Source organism: Streptomyces sp. L2 (assembly GCF_004124325.1).
Taxonomy (GTDB): Bacteria; Actinomycetota; Actinomycetes; order Streptomycetales; family Streptomycetaceae; genus Streptomyces.
Map to the genome: position 1 here is coordinate 1342408 of NZ_QBDT01000001.1, position 13474 is coordinate 1355881.

The window sequence follows — 13474 nt, forward strand, 5'->3', positions numbered from 1 at the left end:
GCGTACAGGCGCACTGGCGCGCGACACCGCCCGGTGGTGCTTGCCTTCGCCCACGGCCGTCCGAAACATCCCTTGTGGTGTCGCCGGGCCGTGGCAGCCGTGCCATCGCCGCCGCGCGCCGGAGGGATGTGCGATGAGGGCCCTCGCCCTGTGCTCGGCCGCCGGGTCCTTGCTGCTGACCACGCTGTCGGGCGCCCCACCGGCCGCCTCCCGCACACCAGTCGTCTCCGGAGTGTCCGCCGAGGCACGCGGCACGATGATCGCCGCCGCGCGGGCCCGTGCGGCCGGCATCGGCTTCGGACCGTGTTCCGCCGAGACGGACACGCCGGACGCGCCGGACAGCCTGCGCTGCGGCACGGTGACCGTCCCCCTGGACTACGCGCACCCGGACGGCACGCGGATCAAACTGACCGTCAGCCGGATCAGGGCCACCGGGAAGGACCCGCACGACGGCGGGCACCCGATGGCCCGGCAGGGCGCCCTCGTCTACGACCCGGGCGGGCCAGGCGCCTCCGGCGTGTCCTTTCCGCTGATCGGGGCGCTGCCCGCCTGGAAGCGGATCGCCGCGGCCTACGACCTCGTCGGCTACGCCCCGCGCGGGGTGGGCCGTTCCGCGCCCCTGTCCTGCACGGACCCGAAGCACTTCTTCCACGCGCCGAGCCAGGCGCCGGCGCGCCCCTCGGCGGCGTACAAGCGGGAGCGCGTCACCCGGGCGAAGGCGTACGCGCGCGGCTGCGCCCAGCAGTCCGGGAGCCGGCTGCGGTACTTCACCTCGCTGAACAACGCCCGCGACCTGGACGTGCTGCGGGCCGCGCTGGGCGAGGACCGGCTGACGTTCATGGGGGCGTCGTACGGCACCTACTTCGGCGCGCTGTACGCGACGCTGTTCCCGTCGCACGTACGGCGGATGGTGCTGGACGCGCCGGTGAACCCGGACCCGGCGCGCATCTGGTACCGCGACAATCTCGACCAGTCGGCCGCGTTCGAGGGCCGCTGGGCGGACTTCCGCGCGTGGGTCGCCCGGCACGACGACGTGTACGGGCTCGGGAGGACGGCGGCGGCGGTGCTGCGCGGATACGACACCGCGCGCCGGCGGCTGGCGGAGAAGCCCGCGGGCGGGAAGGTCGGACCGGGACAGCTCCAGGACACGTTCCTGACCGCCGGGTACTACGACGACGCCTGGCCGAGCCGGGCCGCCGCGCTGTCGGCGTACCTGAAGGGCGACCCAAAGCCGCTGGTGCGGCTGGCCGCGCCGGACCCGGCCACGGCCGCCGAGGCGGAGAACGGCAACGCCGTCTATACGGCCGTGGAGTGCAACGACGCCCCGTGGCCGACGGACTGGGCGGTGTGGGACCGGGACAACACGCGGCTCGCGCGTACGGCGCCCTTCGAGACGTGGGACAACGCGTGGATGAACCTGCCGTGCGCGTACTGGCCGGCGCCCCGGCAGCGGCCGCTCGATGTGCGGACGGCGCCAGGTGAGCTGCCGCCGGTGCTGCTCCTGGCGGCCGAGCGGGACGCGGCGGCGCCGTACGCGGGCGCGCTGGAGATGAACCGGCGGCTGTCCGGCTCGGTGCTGGTCACCGAGCGGGACGCCGGCACGCACGGGATCGGCGGGGGCCCGAACCGGTGCGTCGACGCCTACCTGGACGCCTATCTGCTCCAGGGCCGCCTCCCGGCACGGAACGCGGCCTGCGCCCCGCACCCGCAGCCGGCCCCGGAACGCCCGGCCGCCGCCCGTGCCCGGCACCGCCCCGCCGGGGCGAAGGCCGGCCCGGGCCTCCGCGCGCGCCCCTGACCCGGGTCAGGCCAGGCCGGCCACCAGGTCGGCGACATCCTTGCGGCGGCCCGTGTAGAACGGGATCTCCTCGCGGACGTGCATACGGGCCTCGGAGGCCCGCAGGTGGCGCATGAGGTCGACGATGCGGTGCAGCTCGTCGGCCTCGAAGGCGAGGATCCACTCGTAGTCGCCGAGGGAGAACGAGGCGACCGTGTTGGCGCGCACGTCCGGGTAGCCGCGGGCCAGCTTGCCGTGGTCGGCGAGCATGCGGCGGCGGTCCTCATCGGGCAGCAGGTACCAGTCGTACGAGCGCACGAAGGGGTAGACGCTCACGTAGTTGCGGGGCGTCTCGTCGGCAAGGAACGCCGGGATGTGCGAGCGGTTGAACTCGGCGGGGCGGTGCAGCGCCATGTTCGACCAGACAGGCTCCAGGGCGCGGCCGAGCCTCGTGCGGCGGAACAGGTTGTACGCCTCCTGCAGCTGGTCGCTGGACTCGGCGTGCCACCAGATCATGAGGTCGGCGCCGGCGCGCAGGCCGGACAGGTCGTAGGTCCCGCGGATCGTCACGTCCTTCGCGGTGAGCTGGTCGAACAGCTCCTGGACCTCGTCGGCGTAGCCGGCGCGGTCCTCGGGGAGCACGTCCTTCAGCTTGAAGACGGACCACAGGGTGTAGCGGATGACCTCGTTGAGGTCCTTGGCCAGCTTGCCCTTGTTCGGGATCCTGCCGGTCTCGGTGGTGGGGGCATCGTCACTCATGGTCCCTATTCTCCCGCTCCGCCGTGCAGGCTCTGCACCGGGTTGGCCGTCAGCTCCGCCACCCCGGCGAAGTCGCCTCCGAGCTGGTCCACCGCGGCGTACGCGCTCGCGATGCAGGCGGGGATGCCGACGCCGTCGTACTGCGCGCCGCACACGGCGAGGCCGGGCAGCTTGGCGACGTGCTCGCGGACGCGACCCACGCGCGCGTGGTGGCCGACCGGGTACTGCGGCAGCCCGTCGGTCCAGCGGGTGACACGGCTCCGCAGCGGTACGGCGGTCAGTCCGGTGGCCTCGCGCAGGTCGTGCCGGGAGACCTCGACGAGGTCGGCGTCGTCGCGCTGGAGCACCTCCGTCTCCCCGTGCCGGCCGACCGAGGTGCGCAGCACGACCACCTCGGGGTCGTCTGCGGCGATCCAGCCCCACTTCTGGGAGGCGAACGTGGACGCCTTGATGGTGCGGCCGTCGACGGGCGGCACCAGGAAGCCGCTGCCCTCGGGAAGGGTGAGGTCGGCGCGCCGGTAGGCGAGGGTGATCAGGGCCATGGAGGCGTACTCGACGGCGCCGAGTTCGGCCGCGGCGGCGGGAGCCTCGGCGCGCAGCAGGTCGGCGGCGGCGCGCGCGGGGACGGCGACGACCACGGCGTCGGCGTCCAGCACGCGGTCACCGGCGACGACCCGCCAGGCCGGGCCGGCACCGGCTGCACCGGACCCGACACTCGCCGTCCCTACACGGCGCAGTTCCCGGACGGGGGTGCCGGTGAGGATCTCGCCGCCGCGGTCCCGCACCGACCGGGCGACGGCGAGCGGCAGGGTGCCGACGCCGCCCTCGATGCCCATGAACACCGGGCCGGCCTGCTGAGCGGCCGCGGCCCTGGCCTGGATCTCGCGGACGGCCTCGGTGAGCGAGTCGTGGGTGCGGACGGCCTGGAACAGCTGGGGCACCGCCGAGCGCATCGAGATGCGGTAGGCGTCGCCCGCGTACACCCCCCCGAGCAGGGGTTCGACGAGGCGGTCGACGACCTCGCGGCCGAGCCGCGCCGCCACGTACTCCCCCACCGCCACGTCGTCCCCGACCTCTGTGCGGGGCAGGTCGGCGTCGCGTTCGATACGGGCCAGGCCCTCGTCGGACAGCACTCCGGCGAGGGCGGAGGCAGCGCCCGGCACGCCCATGACGTGGCCCTTGGGCATGGGCCGCAGGGTGCCCCGGGTCCAGATCGAGGCGCCCGCGGTGGCCGGCGGCTGGAGCCGGTCGGCGAGGCCGGTCTCCCGGGCGAGGGTCACGGCCTCGGGGCGGCGGGCCAGCATCGACTCGGCGCCCAGGTCGACCCGGACGCCGGCGATCTCACCGGGCAGCAGCTTGCCGCCGACCCGGCCGGACGCCTCGACAACGGTCACGCGCTGCCCGCGCGCCAGCAGCCGGTGGGCGGCGGCCAGCCCGGCGATCCCGGCTCCGATGACGACGACATGCCCCGTGCCCGTACCCGTTGCGCTCATGAACCCACTCTCTCAGACACCACCGACACTCCCACCGGGCCCGGGTGACGGCCCTGATACCGCGCGGGTGTCCGCCCCGAGTCCCGACCGTGACCGCATCGGGACCGCCGGAAGCCCAACGTCCCGGCGTGCCCGGGCGTCGAAGGGATGTCACGCGTCATGGCGCTTGTCATGGCGCTCGTCGTGCCGACCCTCGGGGGGTTTCGCCCATGCGCGTACCACGTTCCGCGTCACCGGTCCGGATCATGGCCGGGCTCCTGCTCGCCGCGTCCCTGGCGCTCGCCGGGTGCAGCGCCGGCGACTCCTCCTCGAACGGCGGCGCCGCGAAGTCCGCGGCCCGCGGACAGGCCCGGCAGGACGGGGCCGGCGGCGGCTCGGCGGCCGACGCCGGATCCGCCCCCAAGTCCCCGAAGACGAAGACACCCCGGCTCCGGCCCGAGGCCCTCATCCGCACCGCCTCCCTGACCGTGCGGGTGAAGGACGTCCCCAAGGCCCTCGACGCGGCCCGGCACACGGCCGAGGACGCCGGGGGCTACGTCGGTGACGAGAGCACCAGCCGGGACGCCGACGGCCACGAGCGCACCCGGCTGGTCCTGCGCGTGCCCGGCGACCACTACGACGAGGTCATGACCGGTCTGCAGGGCACCGGCAAGCTCGTCAGCCGCGTCTCGAAGGCCGAGGACGTCACCGACCAGGTCGTGGACATCGACAGCCGGGTCAAGTCCCAGCGGGCCAGCGTGGCCCGGATCCGCGCCCTGATGGACCGCGCGACGCAGCTGAGCGACGTCGTCAGCCTTGAAGGGGAGTTGAGCAGCCGCGAGGCGGACCTGGAGTCCCTGCTCGCGCGGCAGGCGTCCCTGAAGGACCGCACGACGATGGCCACCATCACCCTGTCGCTGTCCGGGACGCCGGTGAAGAAGGCCGCCGCGCACGACGACGGTCCCGGCTTCACGGACGCGCTGGCGGGCGGCTGGCACGTGTTCGTCACGCTGCTGGTGTGGATCGCGCTCGCGGTCGGCGCCGTCCTGCCGTTCGCCGCGCTCGCCGCCCTGCTCTACGTGGTGTGGCGGCGATTCGTACGCCGGCTGCTGCCGGCCCGCCCCGCCCCGGCGCCGACGACGGCGCTGGACCCGCTGCCGCAGGCCCGCCCGGTCACGGACGCCTCCCCGAAGGCCGGCGGCGACGGCGTATAGCCCGGTTCGCACAGCCAGGTCCGGCGACGCGAAATGCCGTCGCCCCGTAGCGTGTTCACATGAGCATGAGTGGTGGGCGGGGCGGGAAGCGGCGGCTGGTCGTGATCGGCGGCGACGCCGCGGGGATGTCCGCGGCGTCGCAGGCACGCCGGCTGCGGGGACCGGACGAGCTGGAGATCGTGGCCTTCGAACGCGGCCACTTCACCTCCTACTCGGCGTGCGGCATCCCGTACTGGGTGGGCGGCGACGTCGCCGAACGCGACCGGCTGATCGCCCGCACACCCGAGGAGCACCGCGCGCGCGGGATCGACGTACGCCTGCGCACCGAGGTCACGGAGATCGACGTGGCCGGGCAGCGGGTACGCGCGCGTGACGTCGATTCCGGCGCCGAGTCCTGGACGTCGTACGACCGCCTCGTCATCGCCACCGGCGCCCGGCCGGTCCGCCCCGACCTGCCCGGAGTGGACGCGCCCGGCGTGCACGGCGTGCAGACCCTGGACGACGGGCAGGCCCTGCTGGACTCGCTCGCACACGCGCGTGGTCGCCGGGCCGTGGTCGTGGGGGCGGGGTACATCGGCGTCGAGATGGCGGAGGCCCTGATCCACCGCGGCTTCGAGGTGACGGTGGTCAACCGCGGCGCGGAGCCGATGGCGACCCTGGACCCGGACATGGGCCGCCTCGTCCGCCGGGCGATGGAGGGCCTCGGCATCACCATGGTCAGCGGCACCGAGGTCACCAAGCTGCCGACCGGCCCGGACGGCCGGGTCCGCGCCGTCGGCACCGACGACGCGGAGTACCCGGCGGACGTGGTCGTCCTGGGCATCGGCGTACGCCCGGAGACTTCCCTCGCCGAGGCCGCGGGCCTCCCGCTCGGCAGCCACGGGGGCCTCGTCACCGACGAGGCCATGCGGGTCGCCGGCCACGAGGACATCTGGGCCGGCGGCGACTGCGTCGAGGTGCTCAACCTGGTCTCCGGCCAGCGGCAGTACGTCCCGCTCGGCACCCACGCCAACAAGCACGGCCAGGTCATCGGCGCCAACGTGGGCGGCGGTTACGCCACCTTCCCTGGGGTCGTCGGCACGGCGGTCAGCAAGGTCTGCGACCTGGAGATCGCCCGCACCGGCCTCCGCGAGAAGGACGCCCTCCGCGCGGGCCTGCGCTTCGAGACGGTCACCATCGAGTCGACCAGCCGCGCCGGCTACTACCCCGGCGCCACCCCCATGACCGTCAAAATGCTCACCGAACACCGCACCGGCCGCCTCCTCGGCGTCCAGATCGTGGGCCGCGAGGGCGCCGCCAAACGAGTCGACATCGCAGCGGTCGCCCTCACCGCCCGCATGACAGCGGACCAAATGACAGCCCTGGACCTGGGCTACGCCCCACCCTTCTCCCCGGTCTGGGACCCCATCTTGGTGGCAGCAAGAAGGGCGACTTCGCAACAAGGTCCAAGGTGACCCCGCCAGGGGCGCGGGGCTGTGCCGATATGCGGCTCCGCCGCGTGGGCGCGACAAGCCCCCACCGGCCCGCACCCCGCAACGCCCCTAAGCCGTCCCACTGATCCGCGGCAACGAAGCCACCGACCCATTCGAACCCACGGCGGCAGCCGCCGGCTGCTCCCCCGCCGGCTTCGCGTGGGTGGCCACCCCCGGCCGACTCGACCGCAGTCGATAACTCACCGCCTCGTCCAGCGTCACAGCCCGCTGCATCTGCGCGGCCAGCCGCCCCGCCTCCTGACCGAGCCGGGCGACGTCCTCCCAGGGGAGCCGTACGACCAAGGACAACTCGGCCTCGCCGTCGGGCAGCGCCTGCATCATCGGGGAAGCCTGCGGAGCACTCATCGCCTGATCCTCACGTCGGTTGAGAGGGGATACGCAGACGCACCCGGCGGCGTTCACCGATTTCGCGCGCCGTTTCGCGGGCACTACTGAGGTGTGGTCATCCCCGTCCATGACGTGAACCCGGTACGCCGTACCCCCTGGGTGACGTACGCCCTCATCGTCGCGAACGTCCTGGTGTTCCTGTCGACGCCCGGCATGGGCGACTCCGTGACCGGCAGCGGGAACCTCGCGCAGCTGTGCCATCTGCGGGCGTTCATGGACCACTGGGCGGCGGTCCCCCGGGAGCTGATCCACGGTCAGCTGCCCCGGGTGGTGCCGACGGGACAGGTGGGGGTCGGCGCGCACGGGCCCGGCTGTGTGGTGGCGCCGCCCTCGTACGACAAGTCGCCGGCACTGTCGGTGTTCACCGCGATGTTCCTGCACGGCAGCTGGCTGCACCTGCTGGGCAACATGCTCTTCCTGCTGATCTTCGGCGACAACGTCGAGGACCGGATGGGGCACGTCCGGTACTTCGTGTTCTACGTCGCCTGCGGCTACGCGGCCGGCTACGGCTTCGCGCTGCTGAACGACTCCTCCGGCGACCCGCTGATCGGCGCCTCCGGGGCGATCGCGGGGGTGCTGGGCGCCTATCTGGTGCTGTATCCGAGGGCCAGGGTGTGGGTGCTGGTGCCGTTCCTGGTCTTCCTGCCGCTGCGGCTGCCGGCCTGGCTGGTGCTGGGCTTCTGGTTCGTGCTCCAGGCGCTGTACTCCTCCGGCCTGGCCGTCACCGGCGCGGGGACGGTGGCGTACGCGGCGCACGTGGCCGGCTTCGTGGTGGGCGTGCTGCTGGCCTGGCCGCTGAAGCCGGGTACGCCGGCCCCGCCGGAGCCGCGCCGGCTGCTGTTCGGCAGGCAGGCGCGGCCGCGTCAGGTGTGGTGAGCCCCGGCAGGTGGTGAGGGAGCGGGCGCGTTCAGCGGGCGGTGCTCGTGTGGACGTAGTCGACGAGGCGGGTGAGGGCGTCGGGGTCGGTGTGCGGCATGACGCCGTGGCCGAGGTTGAAGACGTGTCCCTCCAGGCCCGCGGCGGCGTCGAGCACCTCCTGGGCCTTGGCCTCGACGGTGTCCTTGTCCGTGAACAGGACGGTGGGGTCGAGGTTGCCCTGGAGGGCCTTGCCGGGGCCGACGCGGTGGACGGCCTCGTCCAGCGGGATGCGCCAGTCGACGCCGACGACGTCCGCGCCGGCCTCGCCCATGAGGTTCAGCAGTTCACCGGTGCCGACGCCGAAGTGGATGCGGGGGACGCCGTAGCCCGCGACGGCGTCGAAGACCTTCGCCGAGGCGGGCATGACCGAGCGCCGGTAGTCGGCGGGGGCCAGCGCGCCGACCCAGGAGTCGAACAGCTGGACGGCGGAGGCGCCGGCCTCGATCTGGACCTTGAGGAAGGCGGCGGTGATGTCGGCGAGGCGGTCCAGCAGGTCGGCCCAGAGTTCGGGGTCGCCGTACATCATCGCCTTGGCGTTCTCGTACGTGCGGGACGGGCCGCCCTCGACGAGGTAGCTCGCGAGGGTGAACGGCGCGCCGGCGAACCCGATCAGCGGGGTGGCGCCCAGTTCGCTCGTGAGCAGGCCGATCGCCTCGGTGACGTAGGACACGTCGTCGGGGGTGAGGTCGCGCAGCCGGGCCAGGTCGGCGCGGGTGCGGATCGGCTCCGCGACGACCGGGCCGACGCCGGGCTTGATGTCGAGGTCGAGGCCAATGGCCTTGAGCGGGACGACGATGTCGCTGAAGTAGATCGCCGCGTCCACGTGGTGCCGGCGCACCGGCTGCAGCGTGATCTCGGTGACCAGTTCCGGCCGCATGCAGGACTCCAGCATGGGGACGCCCTCGCGCACCTTGCGGTACTCGGGCAGCGAGCGGCCGGCCTGGCGCATGAACCACACGGGGGTGTGCGGCACGGGTTCCCGCCTGCACGCCTTGAGGAAGGCGCTGTCGTACGTCTGGGTCGGCTGCTGGCCCGCGGGGCTTGCGTATCCACTCACGCCGGAAAGTCTCGCACGGCGCCGCCGGGAGAAGTGCGGCCGCCCTCAAGGGTGTCCTACCTGCGCCGGGGCCCTGTTCCCTTTACTCTTCCCCGCATGGCTGCGGCTCAGGGACGACTGTCGGACGGCGCTGACGGTATGGACGGCGCGAAGGACACCGCGGAGGCGGATCGGCACGCGGGCGCGGCGGCGCCGCCGGCGTTCCGTGCCGCCGTGGAGGCGCTGCGGTCGGCGCGGCTGCGGCCGCAGGTCGAGGTGGAGCCGACGCCGGCCCCGCGGCGGCTGGCCCCGTTCGCGCACGCGCTGGAGGCCGTCGTGGTGGACGGCGAGCAGGAACTGGCCGACGGGCGGCTGGTGCTGCTGCACGACCCGGCCGGGCACGACGCCTGGCGGGGCACGTTCCGGCTGGTGACGCTGGTGCGGGCGGAGCTGGAGCCGGAGATGGCGGCCGATCCGCTGCTGCCGGAGGTGTGCTGGTCGTGGCTGACCGGCGCGCTGCAGCTGCGCGGGCTGACGTACGGGGAGCCGAGCGGCACGGTCACGCGCGCGAGCTCGCACTACTTCGGGGGGCTGGGGGAGCGTCCGCCGGCCTCGCAGATCGAGATCCGGGCATCCTGGACGCCGCGGGAGGGCATGGGCGGGGTCCCGGACACCGCCGCGCACCTGGCCTCGTGGTGCGATCTACTGGCGCAGGTCGCCGGTCTGCCGCCGGCCAATCCGGGTGACGCCTCGGTGGTGACCCTGCCGCAGCGCAGGGACCCGCAGGCCCGCTGACACCTTTCCGCGGACTCGTTCCCGGTTTCTGCCGACTCACTTCCGGCCCGGCGGTCAACGTCGGGCCGTTGTCATGCCCGGCGACCGCCTCGTTGACCATCTCTTTGTCGATACGGCCACTTTCCGCCCTCGAATCGACTCGGCGCGAACCGACTCGATCTTCGGATGATCGATCGCGTGTCCGAATTGCACAGATTGTTACTCACTAGATCGTGATCATTCTCTAAAGGCGGCCGAGTTTGCTGCCGAAGACGACTGTGACCTTGAAAGCACGGTTCGTCCCGGCTTCATCCCCACAAGCCGGCCCCGTCCCCCACCCAGGAGGCCTGGTGTCCGTTCTCCTCGAGCAACCCGCAAGCCTGGTCGCCTACCGCCCGAACAAGCCGACCGCCATGGTGGTCGTGGCCGACCCGCGCGTGCGTTCCACCGTCACCCGCCACCTGTGGGCGCTCGGTGTGCGCGACGTCATCGAGGCCTCGTCCGTCGCGGAGGCTCGTCCCCGCATCGGCAACCCCCGCGACATCTGCGTCGCCGACGTCCACCTGCCCGACGGCTCCGGCCTGACCCTCCTGTCCGAGACCCGCGCCGCCGGCTGGCCCAACGGCCTGGCGCTGTCCGCCGCCGACGACATCGGCGCCGTCCGCAACGCCCTGGCCGGGGGCGTCAAGGGCTACGTCGTCACCGGCACCCGCACCAACATCGGGCTCCCCACCCGACCCGGCGCGGCCCCCATCGGGTCCGCCGCCGCCCGCATGCACCGCCGTCCCCCGGGTGCCCCGAGCCACCCGGGTGGCTACCGCGAGCTGTCCGGACGCGAGGTCGAGGTGCTGCGACTGGTCGCGGAGGGCCAGTCGAACAAGGCGATCGGCGTCTCGATGGGCCTGTCCGCCCTGACCGTCAAGAGCCACCTCGCCCGCATCGCCCGCAAGCTGGGCACGGGCGACCGCGCCGGCATGGTGGCGGTGGCCCTGCGGACCGGGATCATCCACTGAGCCGTCCGAGGGCATGCGCGGGAGGCATCCGCTGTCACCCGTGTGAACCCGTGGTTTCACCGGACTGACCGGTCTACGACCTCCGGCGCCCGTCGACGGAACGTTCCGTCGACGGGCGCGGTCCGCACACCGATACTCTTGAACTGTGTGATCATCGCTCTGACCTTGCCTTTCAGCGGGTCGAGGGGCTGGTGGACCTCCAGAGCGAACAGCTCACTCTGACGGAGCCGGGAAGCAGCGGCCAGGCAAGTCAGGCTCGTTCCCTGGGTGGGGCCGCTGTGTCGATCAGTATGCGAACGGCGGCATCGCTGGGCGGCACGATCTCCGTGCGGGAACGCTTTGGCATCTTCACCCCCGCACACGGTGAAGCCTTGATGATCCCGTCCTCGACGCCACCGACATAACCGTCTTGATCACGCCGTACGTGTTCTTCGGGCCCACCCATGCCAAGACCTCGGAACGGTCCTCCACCCGTGCCCGGATCTCGGACGGCTTGATGGCACCGATGGGCCGACCGCCCAGCGCCGGACAGACGTGCGTCTCCAGCCGCTGCTGGACGCTGTCTCCCGTGGTCGCCCGGTGTATGGCGTTCCCCCGCCACCGTTCCGCGACACCCTTGCAGGACAACTGCGTTGAAGCAGCCCCCAACCAGACGAACGCATACGTCCGCGATACCAAGGACCGTGACCGGGGCATCCTGGCCGTGTGTCCCGAAGCATGGTCGCCCGCTCGGAGTGTCCCAGAAGGGTCAGCGCTTCCCTCTTCGTTATGGTGTTGCTGCCCGCGAGGGGTTGACCCCCGGTGGATCGCCGATCGCCGGGGGCTCCTCCCCTCTCTCTGGGGGAGGGGCTCATGATCAGGCCACGACCACCAAGGACGTGACCACGTTCCGACGGGGCAGGGCAGGGGGCTCACGGGCATCCATGCGCGCGTGCACGCGGTTCAGCAGGCGGTCGTACTGCCGGCGTTCCCGGCGGCCTGTCGCCATGAGGCGGAAGGCTCCGACGACGTCCGCGACGGCCTCAAGTTCTTCGGCGTCGACCGCGACGCGAGTGGAGCGGCGGAGTGCGGTGATCAGGTCGTTGGGGAGGGTCCTGGCCATGATGATCTCTTCTTCCGGGGGGCACTCTGAGGGCACATCGGTGGGGGAAACGCCGAGATTCACTAAGCCTGGATGTGACCCGTTTTCGCTGGTCACGGAATCAATTGCGCGAACCCGCAGGTCAGGCATCCGGCTGGGCGGATACTCTTGACAGGTGACCGACGCCCAAGACACCGCAGCAGACAGTGCCCTGCGTACCGCCGGGGACACCCCTCCGGACGACGCCGGATCTTCTGTGACGGGGGCGCCGACACCGCTGCTGGAACCCCGCGAGGGCATTCCCCCCGTGATCGCCGACGACGCCGCGCTCGCCAAAGCGGTCGCCGCCTTCGCCGCTGGCTCGGGCCCCGTCGCGGTCGACGCCGAGCGGGCCTCCGGCTACCGCTACGGCCAGCGCGCGTACCTGGTGCAGCTGCGCCGGGAGGGTGCCGGTACGGCACTGATCGACCCGGTCGCCTGTCCCGACCTGTCCGGGCTCGGCGAGGCGCTGACCGGTGTGGAGTGGGTGCTGCACGCGGCCACCCAGGACCTGCCCTGCCTGCGCGACATAGGCATGGTGCCGACCCGCCTGTTCGACACCGAGCTGGCGGGGCGGCTCGCCGGGTTCCCCCGGGTCGGCCTCGGGGCGATGGTCGAGAACGTGCTGGGCTTCGTCCTGGAGAAGGGCCACTCCGCCGTCGACTGGTCCACCCGCCCGCTGCCCGACCCCTGGCTGCGTTACGCCGCGCTCGACGTGGAGCTGCTGGTCGACCTGCGCGACGCCCTGGAGAAGGAGCTGGACCGGCAGGGCAAGCTGGACTGGGCGCTGCAGGAGTTCGCCGCGATCGCGGCCGCGCCGCCGGCCGAGCCGAGGAAGGACCCCTGGCGCCGTACGTCCGGGATGCACAAGGTGCGGCGGCGCCGGCAGCTGGCGGTCGTACGGGAGCTGTGGCAGACCCGGGACCGCATCGCGCAGCGCCGTGACGTGTCGCCGGGCAAGGTGCTGAGCGACGCCGCGATCGTGGAGGCGGCGCTCGCGCTGCCGTCCACGGTGCACGCGCTGGCCGCGCTGAACGGGTTCGGGCACCGGATGGGGCGGCGCCAGCAGGAGCAGTGGCAGGCGGCCGTCGACCGGGCGAAGGCCCTGCCGGACGCGGCGCTGCCGCAGCCGGGGCAGCCGGTGACCGGTCCGCCGCCGCCTCGCGCGTGGGCCGACAAGGACCCCGACGCCGCGGCCCGGCTGTCCGCGGCCCGCGCCGGGGTCTCGGCGCTGGCCGAGCAGCTCGGGATGCCGCAGGAGAACCTGGTGTCCCCGGACACGGTACGGCGCCTCTGCTGGGAGCCTCCGGCGGTGGACGCCGAGTCCGTGTCCGCGGCCCTGGCGGGGTACGGGGCGCGGGCGTGGCAGGTGGAACAGGTGACTCCGGTCCTGATCACCGCGCTGAGCGCTGGCCGCGCGTAGCGCCGTACGGCGTCTCCTGTGCCGCGGCTGACGGTCGTCGGTGGCCGATCGCGCAGTTCCCCGCGCCCCCTTCGGGGCGCAGCGGCGG

Annotated in this window: 13 protein-coding genes; 8 read left to right on the top strand and 5 right to left on the bottom strand. The window is 73.0% G+C overall.

The window, feature by feature from the left end:
- The first annotated feature begins 133 nt into the window (after positions 1-133).
- Entirely contained in the window at positions 134-1798 is a 1665-nt protein-coding gene (locus DBP14_RS05765; RefSeq protein ID WP_129305957.1) for an alpha/beta hydrolase, read from the top strand.
- 6 nt (positions 1799-1804) lie between these two features.
- Here DBP14_RS05765 and hemQ read toward each other — a convergent pair whose 3' ends face one another.
- Entirely contained in the window at positions 1805-2536 is a 732-nt protein-coding gene (hemQ, locus tag DBP14_RS05770) for a hydrogen peroxide-dependent heme synthase (protein WP_129305958.1), read from the bottom strand.
- A 5-nt stretch (positions 2537-2541) separates the two neighbouring features.
- On the bottom strand, positions 2542-4029 hold the full coding sequence (gene hemG, locus DBP14_RS05775) for a protoporphyrinogen oxidase (RefSeq protein ID WP_129305959.1): 1488 nt from the start codon (positions 4027-4029) through the stop codon (positions 2542-2544).
- Between the two features lie 209 nt (positions 4030-4238).
- Between hemG and DBP14_RS05780 the strand changes: the two genes are divergently transcribed.
- Together DBP14_RS05780 and DBP14_RS05785 are read left to right on the top strand one after the other, a co-directional pair.
- Entirely contained in the window at positions 4239-5222 is a 984-nt protein-coding gene (locus DBP14_RS05780; protein WP_129305960.1) for a DUF4349 domain-containing protein, read from the top strand.
- Between the two features lie 59 nt (positions 5223-5281).
- Entirely contained in the window at positions 5282-6676 is a 1395-nt protein-coding gene (locus DBP14_RS05785) for an FAD-dependent oxidoreductase (protein WP_129305961.1), read from the top strand.
- Between the two features lie 87 nt (positions 6677-6763).
- Here the strand turns inward: DBP14_RS05785 and DBP14_RS05790 are convergent, their stop codons facing one another.
- The gene (locus DBP14_RS05790; protein ID WP_129311700.1) at positions 6764-7033 is read right to left on the bottom strand and encodes a hypothetical protein; all 270 of its coding nucleotides are present in this window, start codon (positions 7031-7033) and stop codon (positions 6764-6766) included.
- A gap of 120 nt (positions 7034-7153) precedes the next feature.
- Here DBP14_RS05790 and DBP14_RS05795 point away from each other — a divergent pair, with 120 nt between their 5' ends.
- Complete coding sequence (locus tag DBP14_RS05795; RefSeq protein ID WP_129305962.1) at positions 7154-7978, top strand: rhomboid family intramembrane serine protease; 825 nt, start codon at positions 7154-7156, stop codon at positions 7976-7978.
- A 31-nt stretch (positions 7979-8009) separates the two neighbouring features.
- Here the strand turns inward: DBP14_RS05795 and hemE are convergent, their stop codons facing one another.
- Positions 8010-9077 (bottom strand): uroporphyrinogen decarboxylase, encoded by a 1068-nt coding sequence (gene hemE, locus DBP14_RS05800; RefSeq protein ID WP_129305963.1) that lies wholly within the window; start codon positions 9075-9077, stop codon positions 8010-8012.
- 96 nt (positions 9078-9173) lie between these two features.
- Here hemE and DBP14_RS05805 point away from each other — a divergent pair, with 96 nt between their 5' ends.
- The 3 genes from DBP14_RS05805 (at position 9174) to DBP14_RS05815 (ending at position 11699) form a co-directional block, all read left to right on the top strand.
- On the top strand, positions 9174-9851 hold the full coding sequence (locus DBP14_RS05805) for a DUF3000 domain-containing protein (RefSeq protein ID WP_129305964.1): 678 nt from the start codon (positions 9174-9176) through the stop codon (positions 9849-9851).
- A 329-nt stretch (positions 9852-10180) separates the two neighbouring features.
- Complete coding sequence (locus tag DBP14_RS05810; RefSeq protein WP_129305965.1) at positions 10181-10843, top strand: response regulator transcription factor; 663 nt, start codon at positions 10181-10183, stop codon at positions 10841-10843.
- Between the two features lie 583 nt (positions 10844-11426).
- Complete coding sequence (locus DBP14_RS05815) at positions 11427-11699, top strand: DUF397 domain-containing protein (protein ID WP_129311701.1); 273 nt, start codon at positions 11427-11429, stop codon at positions 11697-11699.
- Here DBP14_RS05815 and DBP14_RS05820 read toward each other — a convergent pair whose 3' ends face one another.
- Positions 11700-11945 carry a hypothetical protein gene (locus DBP14_RS05820; RefSeq protein ID WP_129305966.1) on the bottom strand — a complete coding sequence of 82 codons (246 nt, stop codon included), beginning with the start codon at positions 11943-11945 and terminating at the stop codon, positions 11700-11702.
- A 154-nt stretch (positions 11946-12099) separates the two neighbouring features.
- On the opposite strand from DBP14_RS05820, the gene DBP14_RS05825 reads away from it, so the two are divergent.
- The gene (locus DBP14_RS05825; protein WP_129305967.1) at positions 12100-13386 is read left to right on the top strand and encodes a ribonuclease D; all 1287 of its coding nucleotides are present in this window, start codon (positions 12100-12102) and stop codon (positions 13384-13386) included.
- Positions 13387-13474 lie beyond the last annotated feature (88 nt).

What these genes read in the sequence shown, in the direction of transcription:
- DBP14_RS05765 (WP_129305957.1), top strand. Translation starts at nt 134, where the DNA reads ATGAGGGCCCTCGCCCTGTGCTCGGCCGCCGGGTCCTTGCTGCTGACC.
- hemQ (WP_129305958.1), bottom strand. Translation starts at nt 2,536, where the DNA reads ATGAGTGACGATGCCCCCACCACCGAGACCGGCAGGATCCCGAACAAG.
- hemG (WP_129305959.1), bottom strand. Translation starts at nt 4,029, where the DNA reads ATGAGCGCAACGGGTACGGGCACGGGGCATGTCGTCGTCATCGGAGCC.
- DBP14_RS05780 (WP_129305960.1), top strand. Translation starts at nt 4,239, where the DNA reads ATGCGCGTACCACGTTCCGCGTCACCGGTCCGGATCATGGCCGGGCTC.
- DBP14_RS05785 (WP_129305961.1), top strand. Translation starts at nt 5,282, where the DNA reads ATGAGCATGAGTGGTGGGCGGGGCGGGAAGCGGCGGCTGGTCGTGATC.
- DBP14_RS05790 (WP_129311700.1), bottom strand. Translation starts at nt 7,033, where the DNA reads ATGCAGGCGCTGCCCGACGGCGAGGCCGAGTTGTCCTTGGTCGTACGG.
- DBP14_RS05805 (WP_129305964.1), top strand. Translation starts at nt 9,174, where the DNA reads ATGGCTGCGGCTCAGGGACGACTGTCGGACGGCGCTGACGGTATGGAC.
- DBP14_RS05815 (WP_129311701.1), top strand. Translation starts at nt 11,427, where the DNA reads ATGGCGTTCCCCCGCCACCGTTCCGCGACACCCTTGCAGGACAACTGC.
- DBP14_RS05820 (WP_129305966.1), bottom strand. Translation starts at nt 11,945, where the DNA reads ATGGCCAGGACCCTCCCCAACGACCTGATCACCGCACTCCGCCGCTCC.